Source organism: Pseudomonas sp. 37 R 15, from assembly GCF_900004865.1.
Classification (GTDB): Bacteria; Pseudomonadota; Gammaproteobacteria; order Pseudomonadales; family Pseudomonadaceae; genus Aquipseudomonas; species Aquipseudomonas fluorescens_AM.
Genome location: NZ_CVTV01000055.1, coordinates 45,384 through 67,038, shown reverse-complemented (window position 1 = coordinate 67,038; position 21,655 = coordinate 45,384). Strand labels below are relative to the sequence as shown.

Genomic DNA, 21,655 nt, shown 5'->3' with positions numbered 1-21,655 from the left:
AAGCTCGCCTGTGCGGCGCGGCAATGTGTTGATTAATGTTATAGGATAACGCTTATTTTTTGCCCAGCCTTGTGAACCGCCCCATGACTGATGCTGTTGCGCTACGCCCACGCCTGCTTTCCATTGACGCCTTGCGCGGCCTGGTGATCCTCTTCATGTTGCTCGACCACGTGCGCGAAACGTTTCTGCTGCACCGCCAGGTGGGCGACCCGATGAGCATCGACGCGACCGAGCCGGCGCTGTTTTTCAGCCGCACCCTCGCCCATCTTTGCGCGCCAGTGTTTGTGTTGCTCACCGGTTTGTCGGCCTGGCTGTATGCTCAGAAATACCAGGGACGGCGCGCAGTGTCGGCTTTTTTGTTCAAGCGTGGACTGTTTCTGGTGGTATTGGAGTTCACGCTGGTCAACTTCGCCTGGACCTTCCAGTTGCCGCCGGGTGTGATTTACCTGCAGGTTATCTGGGCGATCGGGGTGAGCATGATCGCCCTCGCGGCGCTGGTATGGTTGCCCCGCCCGCTGCTGATAACCTTGGCGGTGGCGATCATTGCCGGGCACAACCTGCTTGATGGTGTGCATTTCACTGCGGGGTCGGCCTCGCAGGTGGCGTGGTCGATCCTGCATGAGCGCAGTTGGATCGAGGTGTCGGACACCCTGCGCCTGCGGGTGACCTACCCGGTGCTGCCGTGGATCGGCGTGATTGCCCTGGGCTACGGCCTCGGGCCATGGTTTTCGAACGCTGCACTGCCGGCCGTGCGCCAGCGTTATCTGCTGCTGGCGAGCGTCGGCGCATTGCTGGGTTTTGTGTTGTTGCGGGCGGCCAACGGGTATGGCGAAAAGCCTTGGCAGGCCTATGACAGCGGGGTGCAGACCGTGATGAGCTTCTTCAACATCACCAAATACCCACCTTCGCTGTTGTTCCTGGCGCTGACCCTGGGCATCGGCCTGCTGTTGCTGCTGGCGTTCGAACGTGCCGGGCACAAGCGCTGGATCAGCACGCTGGCGGTGTTTGGCGCGGCGCCGATGTTCTTTTATCTGTTACACCTGTATGTGCTCAAAATATTCTATGTCGCATGTGTCGCGTTGTTGGGGCTCAATCACGGCACTTACTTCGGCTTCGCCAGCATGGGCGCCGTGTGGCTGGCGGCGTTGGCGCTGCCACTGGCGCTGTATGTGCCGGTGCGATGGTTTGCCGGACTCAAGGCGCGGCGCAGGGACATCACCTGGCTCAAATATCTCTGAGAGAATGGACGAACGCTCAGGGTCGTTCGAACTGATGGCGCAGCGCTTCGATGCGCCCTCGGCAGATGCAGCCCTCCAGGTGGTCATTGACCATCCCCAGCGCCTGCATCAGCGCATACATGGTGGTCGGGCCGACAAAGGTCCAGCCGCGTTTCTTCAGCGCTCGGGACAAGCGCACCGACGCCGGTGAGGTCGGATTGGCTTTCCAGTACGCCATGTCCACCACCGCCGGGCGCTCCTGCGGGCCGGGCTCGAACGACCATATCCAGCGCGCCAGCGAACCGCTTTCACTCACCCATTCACAGGCGCGGCGAGCATTGTTGATCGTGGACAGGATTTTCGCCCGGTTGCGCACGATACCCGGGTCGCTCATCAAGCGTTCGATATCCGCCTCGTCATACTGCGCCACCTTGCGAAAATCAAAGCCATCGAACGCCCGCCGAAACTGCTCGCGCTTGCGCAGAATGGTGATCCACGCCATCCCCGCCTGAAAACCTTCCAGGCAAATCTTCTCGTACAACAGGACGTCATCCGCCACCGGCACGCCCCACTCATGGTCGTGGTAATGCAGGTATTGCGGCGCGGCGTTGCGCCAGGCGCAATGGGTGCGCCCGGCTTCATCCGTTGTCAGTCCTGGCTGGTCCATTCATCACCTCGCGTCCGAGCGCGGATGATACGCAAAAAAAATTCCATGGCGTCAACCGCTCAAGCGTGGCGCTTGTCGACCAACTGGTCAGACCGGGTCCGGTTGACCACCGAATATTTACTTGTAGTTTGAAAAAAACCAGGCGTAGACTGGCCGCGCACTGGACTTACCGGTAAGACCACAACAATTAAGCCCTGGAACCACCAGGGCACCGAATAGAGATCCTTCCCATGCTCAGATGGTGCTCGCGTTCGATTTTCCTGCAAGTCGTGATCGGCCTGATGCTAGGCATCATTTGCGGCCTGGCCCTTCCTGAATTCTCCTCGCAACTCAAACCCCTGGGTGACGGCTTTATCAAGCTGATCAAAATGCTGATCGGCCTGATTGTCTTCTGCGTCGTGGTCAGCGGCATTTCCGGCGCCGGCGACTTGAAGAAAGTCGGGCGCATTGGTTTGAAGTCAGTGATCTATTTCGAAGTGCTGACCACCGTCGCCCTGGTGCTTGGCTTGATCATGGCCTTCAGCACCGGCATCGGCAGCGGCGCCAACATCCATCTGGAGCAATTGTCCTCCGCCGGCCTGAATGAACTCGCCGACAAGGGCCAGCACCTCAAGGGCACCAGCCAGTTCCTGATGGACCTGATCCCCAACTCGGTGATCGGCGCCTTTGCCGACAACAACGTGCTGCAGGTGCTGTTGTTCTCCGTGCTGTTCGGCAGCGCCCTGAATCTGGTGGGTGAAGCAGCTTCGGGCATCTCGCGGCTGATCAACGAGCTGAGCCATGTGATCTTCCGCATCATGGGCATGATCGTGCGCCTGGCGCCGATCGGCGTATTCGGCGCGATCGCGTTCACCACCAGCACCTACGGCCTGGACTCCCTGCAACACCTGGGCAGCCTGGTGGGCCTGTTCTACCTGACCTGCCTGGCCTTCGTCGCGCTGATCCTCGGCCTGGTGATGCGCTTGTCGGGCCTGCGCATGCTGCCGCTGCTCAAGTACCTGCGCGAAGAGTTGCTGATTGTGATGGGCACGGCGTCGTCCGACGCGGTGCTGCCGCAGATCATGCGCAAGCTGGAGCACCTGGGGATAGGCAGCTCCACCGTGGGCCTGGTGATTCCTACCGGCTACTCGTTCAACCTCGACGGTTTCTCGATCTACCTGACCCTGGCCATCGTCTTTATTGCCAACGCGACCGGCACCCCGCTGTCGATGACCGACCTGCTCACTATCCTGCTGGTATCCTTGATCACCTCCAAAGGCGCCCACGGCATTCCGGGTTCGGCCTTGGTGATCCTGGCGGCCACGCTCACGGCCATCCCGGCGATTCCGGTGGTCGGCCTGGTGCTGGTACTCGCGGTGGACTGGTTCATGGGCATTGGCCGTGCCTTGACCAACCTGATCGGCAACTGCGTCGCCACCGTGGCCATCGCCCGCTGGGAAAAAGACATTGATATCCAGCGCGCCAACAAGGTCCTCGACGGCCAGCAAGGCTATGCCTTCCAGGCCAAGAAACCGGTATTGCCGGCGCATCAGGAATTTTGAAAGCGGCATAGACAGATATGGGAGGGGGCAAGCCCCCTCCCACACTGTGATCTTCAACAGCTTGACTATCGTGTTCGCAATTTCAAGGAGTGCAGGAGACGTGATCAGCACCTCAACCGTCGTCAATTCAGTCGTAGAAAAACTGCGCGCCGCCCTGGCACGCGGCCAATGGCGGCGTGGTGAAATGCTGCCCGGCCAGCGTGAACTGGCCGAGCAGATGGGCATCAGCCGCCCGAGCCTGCGCGAAGCGGTGATCGTGCTGGAAACCCTCGGCCTGGTGCGCTCCATGCCCGGCAAAGGCGTGGTGGTGCTGGAAAGCAGCGTCAGCGAGCCGCAGTCGAGCGACGCCGTGGCCGATGCCAGCCTCGAAGACATTCTGCAACTGCGCTATACCCTCGAACCCTTCATCGTCGGCCTGGTCGCCCAATCCATCAGCAGCAAGGAAATCGGCCAACTGCGCCTGACCCTGATGGACATGCGCGAAGCCCTGGAGGCGGGCGACGCCGAGGCTGGCATGAATGCCTACATCGACTTTCACGAAGAGCTGTTTGCCCTGACCTCCAACCCGATCTTCCAGAACGTGGTGCAGCAGACCAGCACGGCGCTCAAGCAAAGCGCCCAGGTGTTGCGCAATTCCCCGGAGCACCTGGCCGAACGCCTGCAGGAAAACGAAGCCGTGGTGCGCGCCATCCGCAACAAGAACAGCGCCCTGGCCAGTGCCGAAATGCGTCGGCACATTCTGCAGGAAGGCTTGCGCATGGGCATTCGCCTGAACATCCCGGATGACCATCTGGGCAGCTGAATAATTGGAGACAGGCCATGAACGTCCACGCCCTGCAACGCGACCCCTTGCCCTGCCTGCGCCGGGTGCCGGGCAAGAGGCCCTCGGCAGATGAAATCTACCCACAGCTGTTCGACGCCATCCTCGAGCAACGCATCGCCCCCGCCAGCCGCTTCACCGAAGAAAGCCTGGGGGAGCTCTTTGGCGTGAGCCGCAGCGTGATCCGTCGCGTCCTGGCCAAGTTGTCACAGCAGCACGTGATCATCCTGCGCCCCAACCAGCGTGCCCAGGTAGCGGCGCCGGATGCCCAGCAGACCCGGCAGATTCTCGAAGCCCGGCGCATGACCGAAATGACAGTGGTGCAATTGGCCTGCGCCCAGGCGACAGCGGCACAGGTACGCCAGCTGCGCGAATTGATCGCCCGCGAACGTGACTGCATCGAGCGCGAGCAGCGCGGGCCGGCGATTCGGTTGTCCGGTGAATTCCATTTGCAACTGGCCGCTATCGCCGGGAACGGGCCCCTGGTGCAGTTCCTCAACCGTCTGGTGCCATTGACCTCGTTGGTCATTGCTCACTACGAAACGACAGCCTGCACCTATTGCACGTGGCAGCAACACAAGGTGATTGTGGAGGCTGTAGAGCAGCGTGACGGCACCGCCGCAGTGGCACTGATGACGCAGCATCTGGACCATCTTGAGAGCAAATTGCTCATGCATCATTGATCCAAAAGCGCGCACACCCCAATGTGGGCGAGCGATGCGCTAAGTAATTAGCGCCTTGAGCCCAGGCGCTCTCCATAACCTGTACCGCGCACAATCCAGTGCGCCTTACAGGAATGAGTCATGTCCACCGAATCACAAGTGCTGCCCCCTCTGTCCGCGTTGATCACACAACTGCATAACGAAGCCAAGGCGCTACCGGCCCAATTGAACTCGGCCCTGACTGAGTTGACAGAAGCCGCCAAAGACACCGGATTCGCGCTGTTCAGATTACGCAGATACAAAAAGGCCAGGTTTCACCTGACCATCGTCGGTGCCGCCGGCGATGTAGATGCGCAATACGCAATGGCCACGTGTCAATCGGTGCTGGACGGAGGAGCACGCCGCGCGACATCCGCAACCAGGCGATGGCTTACCCTGGCTGCCGCCCAGAACCACATACCTGCTCTGATGAGGCTGGGTGACGTCGAATCACTCGCAAAAGCCAGGGAACTGGCAACCAATGCCGCAAACGCCCATGACACCGATGCCATGAGCTATCTGTACATGATGACCAAGGACATCGAGTGGCTGAACAGAGCGGCGGCCACAGGCGCCCCAGAGGCGCTGTTTAAACTCGCCCTGGCTTTGCGGAACAGGCCGCAATTGATCGCCGATCGTCAAGAGCACGAAGCAAGGATCGCGGACCTCATCCAACGTTCTGCCGACGCCGGGCATCCCCCAGCCGTGTATGAACTCGCCTTTGCTCAAGACGGAACGGTGAGTACCGAAGAAAAACAAAAACGGATCATTCAATTGGCTGAGATGGGTCAATTGGAGGGGCTGCTTGAGTACGGCTACGCACTGGCAGGCCTGTCTCAAGACAAAGCCAAAACCCATCGCACCTACGGGCTTGAAAGAAACCTGCCCAAAGCCTGCGCATTGCTGAAACTGGTACTCAGGGAAACAGCCGACGCGATGGCACTGCCACAGGTCGAAGCGGACTACTGGGCGTTGATGCATCAGATGCCAAACACCCAAGACTATGCAGCGATCCTTGAGGCTCTACAGGAGTCCACACCGCCGATATTCAGCGTGCTTGAACCGATGATCCTTATAGGTTTGCCGGATTGATACCGGGCAACCCCGCCAATGAAAAAGCCCCCGCAGCTCACGCTACGGGGGCTTTTGTTTCAGCGCTTGATCACGCCGACTGCAACACCGACTGGCCGCTCAACGCCAGGTCCAGCAACTCACGGTTGGCCACCGCGTACATGGCGTAGTCCGTGCCGACCGCAGCACGGATTTCCACCATCATCGCACGCCAGCGATCCGCCATGTCCTGGTGCTGCTCAAGCCACAGGGCCACGCGGGCTTCCATGTCTTGTGGCGCATCAGCCATTTGCAGGACCGAAATGGTGATCGCCCGTTGCTGCCAGTCCACGTCATCGCGGAAGGCTTCGCGGGCCTGGGCCTGCCAGTTGTTGGCCACCGGCAGGTCACTGATCTGCTGCAGGTACCACGGCAGGTCCAGGGCGCTGCCGACGGCGAAGTAGGCCTTGGCCACTTCGGCGGCGTCATGCCCGGTCACGTCGGCAGCTTCGATGATCGGCAGCAGGGTGTACAGGTGGTTCGTGCCTGCAACCATGCGTGCCAACAACTCCGGTACGCCGGCCTGGGTGTAGGCCTGGTAGCGGTTCTGCCAGCCTTCACGGGTCGGACCTTCCAGCAGTTCGTCGAGCTTGAGACCCAGCGCCGCCAGGTGCGGACCGAAGTGCGCGGTGTCACGCCCGGCGTCCTGCTCGTTGCGACGGCTGCGCAGGAACCAGCGCGTGGCGCGACGGCCCAGGCGCATCAGCTCGTCCATCAGCTCCAGTTGCACGTCGGCCGAAACCTGGTGGTCCAGGGCTTCGATCTGACGGAACCAGTGCGGGAGATGGAAGATGTCACGCACAATCACGTAGGCGCCGGCCACGTTCGCCGGGCTCATGCCGGTCGACTCCTTGAGCCGCTGCACGAAGGTGATGCCCATGTGGTTGACCAGGTCGTTGGCGATCTGGGTGCTGACAATTTCGCGCTTGAGGCGGTGACGACGCATGGCCTCGGAGAACTTGGCCACCAGGCTCGGCGGGAACGCGGTCTCCATGTCGCGGGTCAGGTACTCGTCATCCGGTACCTGGGACTTGAGCAGCGCTTCCTTGAGGTCGATCTTGCTGTAGGAGATCAACACCGACAGCTCCGGACGCGTCAGGCCCTTGCCAGTCGAGGCGCGCTCGACCAGTTGCTCCTCGGTCGGCAGGTACTCGATGGCGCGGTCCAGCTTGCCACGGCCTTCCAGGTCGCTCATCAGGCGCTTGTACTCGGCGGCGCGCTCGTAAGCCTTGCGCGCGGCCAGGGACAGGGCCTGGGTCTGCTTGTAGTTGTTGCCCAACACCAGGTTGCCGACTTCGTCGGTCATGCTCGCCAGCAACTGGTTGCGTTGCTTGTCGGTCATGTCACCGGCCTGCACCACTTCGTTGAGCAGGATCTTGATGTTCACTTCGTGGTCGGAACAGTCCACGCCGCCGGCGTTGTCGATAAAGTCGGTGTTGGAACCGCCGCCATTGAGGCCGAACTCCACACGACCCAGTTGGGTCATGCCCAGGTTACCGCCCTCGCCCACCACTTTGCAGCGCAGCTCGTTGCCGTTGACGCGCAGTGCGTCGTTGGCCTTGTCGCCCACATCGGCGTGGCTCTCGGTGCTGGCCTTGACGTAGGTACCGATACCGCCGTTCCACAACAGGTCCACCGGCGCCTTGAGCAAGGCGTTGAGCAGTTCGGTCGGGGTCAGCTTGTCGGCCTGGATGTCGAAGCGTTCTTTCATCTGCGCCGAGATGGCAATGCTCTTGGCACTGCGCGAGAAGATCCCGCCGCCTTCGGACATGATGCTGGTGTCGTAGTCGGTCCACGCCGAACGCGGCAGCTCGAACAGACGCTGGCGCTCGACGAAGCTGGTGGCCGGGTTCGGGTTCGGGTCGATGAAGATGTGCAAATGGTTGAAGGCCGCGACCAGTTGCAGCTTGTCGGACATGAGCAAGCCGTTACCGAACACGTCACCGGCCATATCGCCGACGCCGACCACGGTGATGCTGTCTTCCTGCACATTGATGCCGCGCTCACGGAAGTGACGCTGCACACCGACCCACGCGCCCTTGGCGGTGATGCCCATTTTCTTGTGATCGTAACCGGCAGAACCACCGGAGGCGAACGCATCGCCCAGCCAGAAGCCGTAATCGATGGCGATGCCGTTGGCGATGTCGGAGAAGGTCGCAGTGCCCTTGTCCGCTGCCACCACCAGGTACGGGTCATCGTTGTCATGACGCACGACGTTGGCCGGCGGCACCAGCGCGCCGTCCTTCAGGTTGTCGGTAATGTCCAACAGGCCGGAAATGAAGATGCGGTAGCAGGCGATGCCCTCGGCCGCGATCTCGTCACGGCTGCCGCCCAATGGCAGGCGACGCGGCAGGAAGCCGCCCTTGGCGCCCACCGGCACGATCACCGAGTTCTTCACCTGCTGGGCTTTTACCAGGCCCAATACTTCGGTACGGAAGTCTTCTTCACGGTCGGACCAGCGCAGGCCGCCACGGGCCACGTTGCCAAAGCGCAGGTGCACGCCTTCGACGCGGGGCGAGTAGACGAAGATCTCGAACTTCGGCACCGGCTTGGGCAGCTCGGGGATCGCATGCGGGTTGAACTTGAAGCTGAAGTACGACTTGTTCTGGCCGTTGGCGTCGGTCTGGTAGAAGTTGGTACGCAGGGTCGCCTTGATCAGGTCCAGGTAGCGGCGCAGGATGCGGTCTTCGTTGAGCACCTGGACGTCGTCCAGGGCGGTGAGGATCGCTTGTTCCAGGCGTTGCTGCTTGTCTTCCAGGTCGTCGGCGGTGAGCTTGCGCGCCAGGTAGAAGCGGGTCTTGAACAACCGGGTCAGCTCGCGGGCGATGTCGGTGTGGTTGTTCAGGGTGCTGGCGATGTAGCCCAGGTCGAAGCCCAGGCGGATCTGCTTGAGGTAGCGGGCATAGGCGCGCAGCAGCGCCACGTCACGCCAAGGCAGGCCGGCGGTGAGTACCAGGCGGTTGAACGCATCGTTTTCGGCATCGCCGTGGACGATATGCACGAACGCGTCCTGCAGGGTGTCGTTGAGCTGCGAGATATCCAGGTTCACGCCTTCGGCGGCGATGAACGCGAAATCATGGATCCAGAACTCGCGGCCATTGGCATGGCGCAGGCGGTACGGGAACTCACCCAGCACGCGCAGGCCCAAGTTCTCCAGGATCGGCAGCACGTCGGACAGCGCCAGCGGGGTGTCGGCGTGGTAGAGCTTGCAATGCAGCTCACGCTGGCCGGAGACCTGGCCCAGCGGCTGATAGAAGCTCATCACCAGCGGGTTGGCTTCGGTGAGGCTGTTGAGGTGCTGCATGTCGACCACAGCCGAATGCGCGGCGAAACGCTCGCGGTAGCCGGCCGGGAAGCCTTTCGGGAAATCCGCCAGCACGTTGGTGCCGTGGGCTTCGCCGAAGCTTTCCACCACCAGGCTGGCGTAGTCGTCCTGCCAGCTGCGGCAGGCCTGCACCACTTCCTTTTCCAGTTGCAGCGGGTCGATGTCCAGGCGGTTCTTGGGGTCGACCCGCAGAATCAGTTGCACTCGGGCCAGCACGGACTCGGAGAAGAAGGTCCAGAATTCGCAGTCCGAGGCTTTCAGGCGATCCATCAGCACTTGCTGGATTTTCTGGCGCACTTCGGTGGAATAGATGTCGCGCGGCACGTAGGCCAGGCAATAGCAGAAACGGCCATAGGGGTCTTTGCGCAGGAACACGCGGATCTTGTTGCGTTCCTGGATCTGCACGATCGACATTACCGTGCTGAACAGCTCATCGACCGGGGTCTGGAACAGGTCGTCACGGGGCAGTACTTCAACCACCTGGGCAAGCTCCTTGCCCAGGTGCGCCTTGGCCTGGAAGCCCGAGCGGCGCTCGATTTCCGCGACCTTGCGGCGGATGTAAGGAATCACCCGCACGCTTTCGCCGTACACCGAGGAGGTGTACAGGCCCATGAAGCGGTGTTCCTTGATGACCTTGCCGTCGGCGCTGATTTCGCGGATCGACACATAGTCCGGATAGGCCGGGCGGTGTACGCGGCTCGGATGGGCAGCCTTGGCGAACGACAGCACGGTCGGTTCGCGCAGATAGGCTACGGCGTAGTCTTCGATGCGCAGGTCTTCGGCGGTGAGGCCGGCGCGCAGCAACTTGGTCAGACCGAGGAAGGAGCTGGCGTCATATTCGATATGACCGCCGTCCGCCTCGTCACGTACCACGAACTCTTCGTAGCCCAGGAACGTGAAGTGGTTGCCCACCAGCCACTCGAGGAAATTCTTGATCTCGGCTTTTTCTTCGCCGTCGATCACGAACGCGCTGGCGTCGATACCGGCCAGCAGGTCCTGGACCTTGGCTTTCATCGGCTCGAAATCGGCCACGGCCACGCGCACTTCGCCCAGCACCTGCTCAAGCTCTTTGCTCAGCACGTTCAGCTCGGCGGCGTTGGCGCAGCGGTCGATTTCCAGGTACATCAGCGATTCTTGCAGGATGCCTTCGCCCTGGGTGCCCTTGGGCAGCACTTCCAGCAGTTCGCCCTTGCTGCCACGGCGCACGCTGAGCACGGTGGTTTGCAGGGTGTGGATGCTGTAGCCACGGCGGTTGAGCTCGGTACGCACCGAGTCGACCAGGAATGGCAGGTCATGGTGCAGCACTTCGACCGCGGTGTGGGTCGACTGCCAGCCATGACGTTCGTAATCGGGGTTGTAGACCCGCACTTGCGGTTGGGTGTGATCGAAGCGCTCAAGCAGGCGCCAGGCAGACAGGGTGCAACCGGCCAGGTCGGAAAGGCGACGCTGGGTCAGTTCGTCCAGGGAAATGATGCCGAAGAATTGCTCAGCGAACAGCGCCACTTGTGGCAGTGCCTGTTCACTGATGTGCTGCGCCAGTGCCGCTTGCAGTTGGTGCTGGAAGTCGGCCTTGCTGGCTGCGGTGAAGAACGCCATCTGTGGTACTCCGCTTGGGCTTGTTATTGATGGAAGCGTCGCGTGTTATCCCCCTGCGGGGAGACCGTCAGCTCTGTTCGTCAGTCACGATAAACGATTCAGAGTGACAGGTGGGTGAAGCTGGACAAGACAGTCAGGTCACATACAACTTCCACCGGATGCACACCTTGCCGGGTGACGGTACGACGGGCAGGTCAGACGCCTGGCACGGAGCACATCCGTTGCGCAGCTTAACGACTGTGGGAAGCGCGCTGCTTGCGGTGCTGCGACATATTCGGTCATCGGCAAGCAAGTGCAGGGTTGCAACTTGGGCAACCGGGTTTTTCCGGATAAAAAACCGGCTGCTTTGAGGCCCGCGAGTACCGGAAATGACCGATACCGCTCGCCAGGTCATGCCCTTATCTGCCACATCCTTCTGACACATCGCGCAGCATAAAATTCGCCGCAATGGCACAATCACCCGGTGCAACGCCCCTCCCCCACACAGGATTCCCCATGCTGCAGCTGAAAACCGACGCCTTGATGGCCACCCCGTGCGACGACGAAGAAGACAACATGGCCATGCTCTGCTGCCACGGCAAGAACGGCGAGATGTTCATGCTGAGCCGTTACCCGGATGAAGACGACGTGGAGTTGACCTGGGATTATGAGCCGTCGACGCTGGCCGGGCTGAAAGTCACCCTGAGCGCCACGACCCTGCTGGTCGAACTCGCCGCGGGCGATGCCGATGCGCTGGGGGGCAAGGACCAGTTGCAGATTACGCACGCCACCACGGCGGCGGACATGGCCGAAGTGGAAGAAACCTTGCAGAACATCCTCAGGGGCACCGGCACCTACACCCGGCTCTGACCGCAAGCCCCCCCGACCGCTGGTCAAGACTGTCAGTTCTAACAGTAGGCAGTCGCCGGTTTTGAGTCTTAGCTCAAGCTTCGATACTCACTCACTGGTGCCTACATGAAGCCAAAGACTCACTGTATGAGCGCTGCGTTGCTGCTGGTTGCAGCGTTGCCGGCGCTGACGAACGCAGCCACTGGCGGCTACACGCAATTGATCGTCTTGATGAAAAGTGACGCGCCTCACGTGCAGGATGAGACGGCCACGGGCGCGGGGCCATTAAGCGACCTCAAGAAACTGGCCCCCGGCCTGAGACCCGTCATCCCCCCCTCGCAGATGCGCACGAAGGAAAGTCTGCAGGCGCTTCAACGGCATCGGCTGGACCGCTATTACCTCATCGACACCCGCGACAGAACCCCAGAGCAGGCGCAACAGCTGGCGTCACGGATCAGACAGGATCCTCATGTTGAAATGGCTGAATTCGAGCCCATCGTCGATGGCATGCAGGGCGATAACGGCTCTCCCGTCGCACTCGACAACGATAAGGACATACCCGATTACACGGGACGGCAATATTATCTGCAGGGGGAACGTCCGGTCGCCCCCTACAGGATTGGCGGGGTCAACGCTGTGCAAGCCTGGCAAACCCTGGGCGGCAAAGGTCAAGGCATGCGGGTTATCTCTACGGAGCTTGACCACTGGTCCTACGAGCATGTGGACCTGCCGCCTCCCTACACAGAACTCTACGACCCCATCAATCCAGCCCCGGTAGGCGCCCACGATAGCGCCAGTGCGGGGGTGATCGCTTCCAGGGAAAACGCGTTCGGCACGACCGGCCTGGTCCCCCATGCGCAGTTGGGTTACTTGCAATGGGGCGTTGCACGGTTGGCAGAAATGGCAGCGAGACTCCAAGACGGCGATGTCATGCAACTGGGCGTGCACTACCTGTATGCGGACGACGCCTTTGCGCCCGACGTATGCACAAGCAACTGTTATATGCCGCTTGAAGCAAATGACTTGGTAAGAGACACGATTGCCTATCTGACCGAAGAAAAGGGTGTGCATGTGGTACTGGCTGCCGCCAATGGCAATATCGACCTGGACCACCCTTACTTCCGAGGCCGTTACAACCGCAATATCTTTGACTCCGGCAGCATTTTTGCCGGGGCGGTCAATTCAAATACCGGCCTGAGATCCTACTTTTCGCAATATGGCAGCCGTGTCGACCTGTTCAGTTGGGGCGACAGTGTCACCACCACCACCTGGAACCGGGCCAATCCAACGACCGCCTATACCCATGCCTACAGCGGCACCTCATCGGCCAACCCAATCATTGCCGGTGCTGTCGCGTCATTGCAAGGTGTGGCACGGGCGCAGAAGCTGGGCAATATCTCGCCCAAGGAGCTGCGCCATATCCTTGTGGCGACCGGGCACCCACCCTCCGATGGCAACCGCACGACCATCGGGGTGCAACCCGATCTGGGCGCCGCCATCAAGAAAATGCTCGCTGACCACGCCGATCGGCCTCCAACCGCACGCCTGGCGGCCCCCGAAACAGCGAAGTCCGCAGAGACCTTCAGCGTGCATGTCTATGCCGAATCGCCCACGGAAAAACCTCTGAGTTACCAGTGGAGCGCAACCGGATTCACCCCGGCGACCGGCAGCGAGGCAACGCTGTTGCTGCGCGCCCCGACAGTGGACAAGGACACCTCGATGCCCGTATCCGTTGAAGTCTACGATGGCCTGCATCGCCTGACACTCACTGACACCATCACCATCCAGGCGCCGCCGGACAGTGGCGGCTGCGCCGACATTGCGACCTGGGACCCCCACAAGACCTACGTCACATACGGTGAACGCGTGGTATACGCGGACAAGGTGTACAAACAGAACTTCTATAGCTTCAACCAGCGCCCGGATCTGAACTCGGCAGACCATGGCAAGCCCTGGTTTACGGGGGTCGCATGCGCCTCAGTACCGCCAGGGGGTGCCTGAGGGTCTGTTTCAGCTATTTTCCAAAAAATACCCCGCGCCGTTAGTCGTGCCCCCCTCCAATAGATTAAAGTAACGCACCCGGCGGCGGCGCATTCCTGGCCGCCGCCTTCCCTTTCCAGGAACCGTCATCGATGGAACATCGTGAAGCGCTGCTAGCGCTGCGAACCTTTCTTTCTACGCAGATTCTCGGCCAGGAAAAACTCATCGATCGCCTGCTGATCGCCCTGCTCGCCGACGGCCATATGCTGGTCGAAGGCGCACCCGGCCTGGCCAAGACCAAGGCCATCAAAGAGCTGGCTGAAGGCATCGAAGCGCAGTTCCATCGTATCCAGTTCACCCCCGACCTGTTGCCTGCCGACATCACCGGCACCGAAATCTATCGTCCGGAAACCGGCAGCTTCGTGTTCCAGCAAGGCCCGATCTTTCACAACCTGGTGCTGGCGGACGAAATCAACCGTGCGCCGGCCAAGGTCCAGTCGGCGTTGCTCGAAGCCATGGCCGAGCGCCAGGTCAGCGTGGGCCGCAGCACCTACGAGCTGTCGCCGCTGTTTCTGGTCATGGCCACGCAGAACCCCATCGAGCAGGAAGGCACCTACCCCCTGCCGGAGGCCCAGCTCGACCGTTTCCTGATGCACGTCAAGATCGGCTTCCCGGATGCCGCCGTCGAACGGCGCATCCTGCAACAGGCGCGTGGCGAAGCGCTCAACGGCGAAACCAAGCCCGAGCGCCGCGTCAGCCAGCAGGCAATCTTCGCCGCGCGCAAGGAAATCCTCGGCCTGTACATGGCCGATGCGGTGGAGGAATACCTGGTGCAACTGGTCATGGCCACGCGTACCCCGGCCAAGTTCGACGCGGAGATGGCCGAGTGGATTGCCTATGGCGCCAGCCCGCGCGGCTCCATCGCCCTGGACCGCTGCGCGCGGGCCCATGCCTGGCTGGCCGGTCGCGACTTCGTCAGCCCCGAGGATATCCAGGCGGTGCTGTTCGACGTGTTGCGCCACCGCATCATCCTGTCGTTCGAAGCCGAAGCCGCCGGCGTGGACCAGGACCGCGTGGTGCAACGCATCCTTGACGTCGTTGCCGTCGCTTGAAGTCGATGAACGCGAGCGCCGGTATCCACGTCACGCTCAGTGAGCTGATCGAGATGCGCCATCGCGTGCGTGAAGTGCAATTGTTTTCCACGCCCGGCCAGCGCAGCCCGTTGATCGGCCTGCATCACTCCAAGCTGCGCGGGCGCGGTGTGGATTTTGACCAGGTGCGCGTGTATCAGGCCGGGGACGACGTGCGCACCATTGACTGGCGCGTGACGGCGCGCACCCAGGAGCCCCACACCAAACTGTTCCACGAAGAGCGCGAACGGCCGATTTTCATCATGGTCGAGCAAAGCTGTCGGCTGTTTTTCGGCTCGGGGCAGATGTTCAAGTCGGTGCTCGCCGCACAAGCCGCCAGCCTGATCGGCTGGGCGGCGCTGGGGCATAACGACCGCGTGGGCGGCCTGGTGTTCGGCGACAGCGAGCACTACGAAATCAAACCCCGGCGCAGCAAGCAGAGCCTGCTGCAACTGCTTAACCGCCTGGTGCGGGTCAACCAGAGCCTCACTACCGAAAGCCTTCCTGAAGCCGATGCGCTGGGCATGGCCCTGCGCCGGGGCCGCGAAGTACTGCGCCCGGGTAGCCTTGGCATTGTGATCTGTGATGAACGGGCGCTCACCGAAGGCGCCGAGCAACAGCTGAGCCTGCTGTCGCGCCACTGCGACCTGCTGCTGTTGCCCATCTCCGACCCGCTGGACCATGCCCTGCCCGCCGCCGGGTTGCTGCGCTTTGCGCAACGAGGCGCGCAACTGGAACTGGATACGCTGAATGTCGATTTGCGCAAGGCCTACAAGGCCCAGGCCGAAGCGCGCATCGCCCGCTGGGAATTGCTCGCGCAGAAGCTACGGGTTTTATTGATGCCATTGAGCACCCAGAGTGAAATGGTCGAGCAACTGCGCGAATACCTCAACCCGCAACGCCCGGTCAAAAAACAATGAGCAGCCTCGACCAACTGCAACCGCTGATCGCCCCGCCGACCATCGGCTTCTGGCCGCCTGCGCCGGGCTGGTGGCTGCTGTTGCTGGTGATCCCGTTGCTCGGTTGGGGCGCCTGGCGGCTGCGGCGCTGGCTGCCCGCCCGCCAGCCCGTGGCCCGCGCCGAGCAACCACTGGACCCGCTGCGCATCGCGGCCCTGGCCGAGCTTGCGCTGATGCCCAAACCCTATGACGGCGCGCCCGCCGGTGCCTGGCTGCAACAACTCAATGGCTTGCTCAAGCGCCTGTGCCGCAACGACTACCCCTACAGCCAAAGCCACACCCTCAACGGCCGCAAATGGCTGGCGTTCCTGGACAACCGTTGCCCCGCCGCCGGCCTCACGCGCTGGATGGTGCTGGTCGAAGGCGCCTACAAGCCCGAATGCAAACTCGACGACAAAGCCATCGCCGGCCTGACCCAAGCCGTCGACACCTGGATTCGCAAACATGTTTGAGTTCGCCTGGCCGTGGATCTTCGCCCTGTTGCCGTTGCCGTGGCTGATGCGCCTCATCCTGCCGGTGGCCGACAGCGGCGAACCGGCCTTGAAAGTCAGCTACCTCACCGACCTCGAAAGCCTGGCCCGGCGCCGCGCCCGGATCAATCTGCCGGGCTGGCGCCAGCAGGCACCCTTCGTGGTGCTGTGGCTGCTGCTGTTGACCGCCGCCGCACGCCCGGAATGGCTCGGCGAGCCGCTGCCGATTGCCGCCAGTGGCCGCGACTTGCTGGTCGCCGTGGATGTCTCCGGTTCCATGGACTTTCCCGACATGCACTGGCAGGACGAGGACGTCAGCCGCCTGGCCCTGGTCAAGCACCTGCTCGGAGACTTTCTTGAAGCGCGCGAGGGCGACCGCGTGGGCCTGATCCTGTTCGGCAGCCAAGCCTACCTGCAGGCGCCACTGACCTTCGACCGGCGCACCGTGCGCACCTGGCTGGATGAAGCGCGCATCGGCATTGCCGGCAAGAACACTGCGATCGGCGACGCCATCGGCCTGGCCTTGAAACGCTTGCGTCAGCGCCCGGCGCAAAGCCGCGTGCTGATCCTGGTGACCGACGGCGCCAATAACGCCGGGCAAATCGACCCGCTCACCGCCGCGCGCCTGGCCGCTGAAGAAGGCGTGAAGATCTATCCGATCGGCATCGGCGCCGACCCCGAGCAAACCGGTTCCCTGGGCATTCTTGGCGTGAACCCGAGCCTGGACCTCGACGAACCGGCGCTCAAGGCAATCGCCGAGGCGACTGGCGGCCAGTATTTTCGCGCCCGTGATGGCAAGGAGCTGGAACAGGTCAAGGCCACCCTCGATACCCTTGAGCCGGTCGAACAGCAACCCACCCGGGCCCGCCCTGCTCACGCGCTGTACAGCGGCCCTTTGGCCCTGGCCTTGCTGCTGAGCCTGTTGCTGGTGGTGCAGGAGCGCTGGCCGAACAACGCCTTGCAGCGTCTGTACGACAAACTGTCGAGCAAGGGCATGTTCCTGCCACAGAGCCCAGAATGGCGCCAGCGCCTCAAGCGCCTGCGCTTGCGGAGGCGTCGATGATCGCCTTGTGGCCGCACTGGCTGCGCCCCTGGTGGCTGTTGCTGCTGCCGCTGCTCGGCGGGTTGCTGTGGCAACTGTGGCACCGGCAAAAACGCGCGGGCCGCTGGCAGATCATCCTGCCGCCGGCCTTCCACGCCGTGCTGCTCAGTGGCGGCAACGGTCGCGAAAGCAAATCCCCCTGGGTCGTGCTGGGCATCGCCTGGCTGCTGGCAGTGCTGGCGCTGCTGGGCCCCAGTTGGCAACGGGTTGAACAACTGAGTCAGAAGCCTTCCGACCCGTTGGTCGTACTGCTGGAACTCACCCCCGAAATGCTCGCCACCGACAGCCCGCCCAATCGACTCGAGCAGGCGCGGCGCAAGCTGTACGACCTGTTGCAAGCGCGCACGGATGCACAAACCGCCATCGTCGTGTATGCCGGCAGCGCCCACACCCTGGTGCCGCTGTCCGATGACCTGGCCACCAGCCGTAACCTGCTTGAAGCGTTGCGCCCCTCGATCATGCCCGAGCCTGGCCACCGCGCCGACCTCGCCGTGGACAAAGCCCTGGCCCTGCTCAAGCACGGCGGCCTCGGCCAGGGGCGCCTGCTGCTGATCGGCTCGTCGCTGTCCAAGCAGGAGCGCCAGGGGATTCGGCTGCTGCTGCAAGGTAACCAGGCGCCGAGCCTGTCGATCCTCGGCATCGGCAGCCGTGAAGGCACGCCGGTCACCCAGGAAAGCGGCGAATTTCTCAAGGACGAACAGGGCGCGATTCTGATCCCGCGTCTGGACAGCCCGACCCTCAAGGCGTTCGCCAGCGAAATGGGCGGGCGCTACCGAGCGGCGCGCCTGGACGACAAAGACCTGCGGCAACTGGGCGTACTCGACCCACCCCAAACCCTGCGCGACGACGGCCAACTGCTGCGCCTGGACACCTGGGCCGACCAGGGTTACTGGCTGCTCCTGCCGCTGCTGCTGTTGGCCGCCTGCGCGGGACGGCGCGGCTGGCTGTTTTGCCTGCCGCTGCTATTGATGGCCGCACCGCAGCCCAGCTACGCCTTCCAATTCGAGGACCTGTGGCTGCGCCCCGACCAGCAGGGCCAGTCCCTGCTGAAGCAAAAACGCCCCGCCGAGGCCGCCGAACGCTTCCAGGACCCGCAATGGCAAGGCGTGGCCCTGTACGAAGCGGGTAACTATGCCGAGGCCATCAAGCGTTTTGCCAGCGCCGACAATGCCTACGCCCACTACAATCGGGGTAACGCCCTGGCCAGATCCGGTGCGCTGGAAGCCGCAGTCGACGCCTACGAACAGGCGCTGGAGGCCCAGCCCGATCTGCAACCGGCCTTGCAAAACAAGGCGCTGGTGGAAAGCCTGCTGCAGCAACAAGCGCAGCCCGAGCCCGATCAACCCGAAAAAAACCAGGATGACGAAACCACCCAACCCGGCCAAACTGCGCAACCGGGCGCCGACGGGCAAACTGCCAAGGGTGGCGAGCAATCCACTCAAGGCCAGGGCCAGACCGGCAATGGCGCTACCGACACGGCTACCGCGCCGCCCACCGGCAGTAACGAAGTGCCAGGCAGCGAACTGGGCGACGAGCACACCACCACGCCGCCGCTGCGCCCAACCGATGCCAGCCTTGACGGCGAACACCGCCAGGCGCTGGAGCAATGGCTGCAGCAGATCCCGGACAACCCCGGTGAGCTGCTGCGGCGCAAATTCTGGTACGAACAGCAACAGCATCAGGACAAGACTCGATGAGCCGCCGCACCACCCTTCTGCTCCTGCTCGCCTTGTCGGCAGGCCACGCCCAGGCGGCGAACCTGGTCGCCAGCGTCGACCGCAGTCGCCTCAATTCCGGGGAAACGGTGGAACTGACGGTGGAATCCAGCGACGTAACCCAGTTCGGCAAACCCGACCTGTCGCCCCTGGATGCGCAGTTCGAAGTCAGCGGCACGCGCCAGATCAACCAGCTCACCACCCTGGGCGGCGATAACCACGCGACCACGCGCTGGATCATCACCCTGCTGCCCAGGGAAAACGGCACGGTGGTGATCCCGCCGCTGCAGGTGGGCGAGCTCAAGACCCAGCCGATCACCCTGCAGGTGGTGGAAACCGCCAGCCAGAACACCAGCGCCGAGCTGGCGCCGGTGTTTGTCGAAGCCAGCCTCGACCAGACCAGCGTCTACGTGCAGGCCCAGGCCCTGTTGACAGTCCGCGTGTATCACTCGGTGTCGCTGTATGACGACAGCAGCCTCACGCCCCTGCAAATCCCCGATGCACGCGTGGAGCAACTGGGCGAGTCGCGCACCTATGAAAAAGTCATCAACAGCATTCGCCATGGCGTGATCGAAACCCGCTACGCGATTTACCCGCAGCGCAGCGGGCCGTTGGCGATTGCGGCGCAGACGTTCAGCGCCACGTTGGTGGAGTCGCGCCCGCCGCAGGAGAACACTTTACAGGGCACCAAGCCGGGCAAGCTGATCCACGCCAGCTCCGCGCCCCTTGCGCTGACGGTCAAGCCCAAGCCCGAGTTCTACCCCGCCGACGCGCCGTGGCTGCCGGCGCGCAGCCTGAGCCTGGACGAAGCCTGGAACCCGGTGCCCGAGCATGTGCAGGTCGGTGACTCGCTGACGCGCAGCCTCACGCTCAAGGTCGAAGGCCTGTCCAGCGCGCAACTGCCGGCGTTGCCCAGCACCGAGGTCAACGGCCTGCGGCGCTACCCGGATCAACCGGTACTGGGCAACGAGACCCGCGACCGCGGCCTGATCGGCAGCCGTGAAGACCGCGAAGCCCTGGTGCCCACCCGTGCCGGTGCGCTGGAACTGCCCGCCGTGGAGGTGGTGTGGTGGAACACCCACGAAGACCACCTTGAACGCACCACCCTGCCGGCCCGTACCCTGCAAGTGGCGATCAACCCGAGCCTGGTGGTGGACACCCCCGCCATGCCCACCGTCATCACCGCGCCGGATGACGAACGCCTGTGGCTGTGGCAACTGAGCACCGTGCTGCTGGCCTGCACCACCTTGCTGGGTTTCGGCCTGTGGTGGCGCGCCCGCCGCCAGCCCGCCGTGCAACGCGCCGCGCAAACCGGCCCCAGCCCGCGCACCCTGCTCGACGACCTCAAGCGCGCCACCCAGGCCAACGACCCCCAGGCCACCCGCCAGGCCCTCGATGCCTGGGCGCGCCAGCAACCGGAAACCCTGGCCGACATGGCGGCGCGCTTCGTGCCGTTATCGGATGCGCTGGACGGGCTCAATGGCGCGCTGTACAGCGAGAGCGGCCAGTATTGGCTGGGCGAAGACCTGTGGCGGGCGATCAAAGCCATCCCCGTGGCCGAGCGCGAGCAGGACCCGGCGCTGGACACCACCAGCCTGCCGCCGCTCTATCCCAAGTAAACGACATGTGAGATGCCAATGTGGGAGGGGGCTTGCCCCCGATGCGGTGTGTCAGCCAGCTCTGTTGTCGCTGACACACCGCCATCGGGAGCAAGCCCCCTCCCACAGGATGGCGCCCACTCAGATATATCCCACAACCGTTTCAGGTTGTCGCTCGGAACTCCGCTGGCTAACCTCCTCGCCGTCGCTGCCCATTCAGCGACCGGATTTGACCGTCCGACCTTGTTAACGAACGGCTACGCCCTGCACCTATCCCAGGCGTTTTTTTTGTGCCTGAGGTATCGTGTCGCGGCAGTTGTGCGCGGGATACCTTCGGGTATGCCGGGTTCGTTGACAACCGGTCGGTCAACCCGCGTACAGCTGCCACCCTCTTCGTTTGACCGCGAACGCTGGCAGCTCCACTTGTCAACGGAATCTCACCATGATCAAAGACAGCCCCAACCCTCCAGAACAACTCTTTACCGTACGCCCCGACCTCGGCACGGAAACCTTGCTGGTCAACGCCTCCCAGGACCTGGCCTCCATCACCGACATCGCCACCCACCTCGCTTTCGAAATCGACGGAGCCCACCGCAATGTAGCGCTGGGCATCTGCCGAATGCTTGAAGGCGTGCAACTGCTGGTGGACAAAGTGCTGGATGAGGCCTGCCCAGCCACGTAAATCTGCAGCGTATAAAATCCTCCAAAACACTGGAGATCCAAATGTGGGAGGGGGCTTGCCCCCTCCCACATTTGGACCGGGATCGACACAAAATACCGGTCGGCTCTAAGGCCGCCGCGTTTTTGATCTTGATCTCAGGCGCCCCGTTAAACCACGCTGGCCGAACGCAGGCTTGAATTCGTGGGTAACCCGGCAGGACGCCGGGTTAGCCGCA

Annotated in this window: 16 protein-coding genes; 14 read left to right on the top strand and 2 right to left on the bottom strand. The window is 62.7% G+C overall.

Annotated features, from left to right (window positions below):
- The first annotated feature begins 83 nt into the window (after positions 1–83).
- A complete protein-coding gene (locus BFQ04_RS20790; protein ID WP_065952378.1) occupies positions 84–1,238 on the top strand; it encodes a DUF1624 domain-containing protein in 1,155 nt (384 codons plus the stop codon).
- 16 nt (positions 1,239–1,254) lie between these two features.
- On the opposite strand, the gene BFQ04_RS20785 is transcribed toward BFQ04_RS20790, so the two are convergent.
- On the bottom strand, positions 1,255–1,884 hold the full coding sequence (locus BFQ04_RS20785; protein WP_065952377.1) for a DNA-3-methyladenine glycosylase I: 630 nt from the start codon (positions 1,882–1,884) through the stop codon (positions 1,255–1,257).
- A 230-nt stretch (positions 1,885–2,114) separates the two neighbouring features.
- Between BFQ04_RS20785 and BFQ04_RS20780 the strand changes: the two genes are divergently transcribed.
- From BFQ04_RS20780 to BFQ04_RS20765, 4 genes are all read left to right on the top strand, one after another.
- Positions 2,115–3,425 (top strand): C4-dicarboxylate transporter DctA, encoded by a 1,311-nt coding sequence (locus BFQ04_RS20780; RefSeq protein ID WP_065952376.1) that lies wholly within the window; start codon positions 2,115–2,117, stop codon positions 3,423–3,425.
- A gap of 100 nt (positions 3,426–3,525) precedes the next feature.
- A complete protein-coding gene (locus BFQ04_RS20775; protein ID WP_065952375.1) occupies positions 3,526–4,227 on the top strand; it encodes a FadR/GntR family transcriptional regulator in 702 nt (233 codons plus the stop codon).
- Between the two features lie 17 nt (positions 4,228–4,244).
- Entirely contained in the window at positions 4,245–4,928 is a 684-nt protein-coding gene (locus tag BFQ04_RS20770; protein ID WP_065952374.1) for a GntR family transcriptional regulator, read from the top strand.
- Between the two features lie 120 nt (positions 4,929–5,048).
- Entirely contained in the window at positions 5,049–6,038 is a 990-nt protein-coding gene (locus tag BFQ04_RS20765) for a tetratricopeptide repeat protein (protein ID WP_065952373.1), read from the top strand.
- Positions 6,039–6,108: 70 nt separating this feature from the next.
- Here BFQ04_RS20765 and BFQ04_RS20760 read toward each other — a convergent pair whose 3' ends face one another.
- A complete protein-coding gene (locus BFQ04_RS20760) occupies positions 6,109–10,977 on the bottom strand; it encodes an NAD-glutamate dehydrogenase (RefSeq protein WP_065952372.1) in 4,869 nt (1,622 codons plus the stop codon).
- 495 nt (positions 10,978–11,472) lie between these two features.
- Here BFQ04_RS20760 and BFQ04_RS20755 point away from each other — a divergent pair, with 495 nt between their 5' ends.
- The 9 genes from BFQ04_RS20755 to BFQ04_RS20715 all read left to right on the top strand — a co-directional run bounded on the left by BFQ04_RS20755 (position 11,473) and on the right by BFQ04_RS20715 (position 21,441).
- On the top strand, positions 11,473–11,826 hold the full coding sequence (locus tag BFQ04_RS20755; RefSeq protein ID WP_065952371.1) for a hypothetical protein: 354 nt from the start codon (positions 11,473–11,475) through the stop codon (positions 11,824–11,826).
- A 126-nt stretch (positions 11,827–11,952) separates the two neighbouring features.
- Positions 11,953–13,806: a S8 family peptidase gene (locus BFQ04_RS20750; RefSeq protein WP_065952370.1), complete on the top strand. Its 1,854-nt coding sequence runs from the start codon at positions 11,953–11,955 to the stop codon at positions 13,804–13,806.
- 131 nt (positions 13,807–13,937) lie between these two features.
- Complete coding sequence (locus tag BFQ04_RS20745) at positions 13,938–14,897, top strand: AAA family ATPase (protein WP_046068397.1); 960 nt, start codon at positions 13,938–13,940, stop codon at positions 14,895–14,897.
- A gap of 5 nt (positions 14,898–14,902) precedes the next feature.
- On the top strand, positions 14,903–15,835 hold the full coding sequence (locus BFQ04_RS20740; protein ID WP_065952369.1) for a DUF58 domain-containing protein: 933 nt from the start codon (positions 14,903–14,905) through the stop codon (positions 15,833–15,835).
- Positions 15,832–16,326 carry a DUF4381 domain-containing protein gene (locus tag BFQ04_RS20735; RefSeq protein ID WP_065952368.1) on the top strand — a complete coding sequence of 165 codons (495 nt, stop codon included), beginning with the start codon at positions 15,832–15,834 and terminating at the stop codon, positions 16,324–16,326. The genes BFQ04_RS20740 and BFQ04_RS20735 overlap by 4 nt, the downstream gene beginning before the upstream one ends.
- Positions 16,319–17,407: a vWA domain-containing protein gene (locus tag BFQ04_RS20730; protein ID WP_065952367.1), complete on the top strand. Its 1,089-nt coding sequence runs from the start codon at positions 16,319–16,321 to the stop codon at positions 17,405–17,407. Before BFQ04_RS20735 ends, BFQ04_RS20730 begins: the two co-directional genes overlap by 8 nt.
- On the top strand, positions 17,404–19,143 hold the full coding sequence (locus BFQ04_RS20725) for a tetratricopeptide repeat protein (RefSeq protein ID WP_065952366.1): 1,740 nt from the start codon (positions 17,404–17,406) through the stop codon (positions 19,141–19,143). Before BFQ04_RS20730 ends, BFQ04_RS20725 begins: the two co-directional genes overlap by 4 nt.
- Positions 19,140–20,780, top strand: coding sequence for a BatD family protein (locus BFQ04_RS20720; RefSeq protein WP_065952365.1), 1,641 nt, complete (start codon positions 19,140–19,142; stop codon positions 20,778–20,780). The genes BFQ04_RS20725 and BFQ04_RS20720 overlap by 4 nt, the downstream gene beginning before the upstream one ends.
- 421 nt (positions 20,781–21,201) lie before the next feature.
- Entirely contained in the window at positions 21,202–21,441 is a 240-nt protein-coding gene (locus tag BFQ04_RS20715; protein WP_065952364.1) for a DUF6124 family protein, read from the top strand.
- The last annotated feature ends 214 nt before the right edge of the window (positions 21,442–21,655 follow it).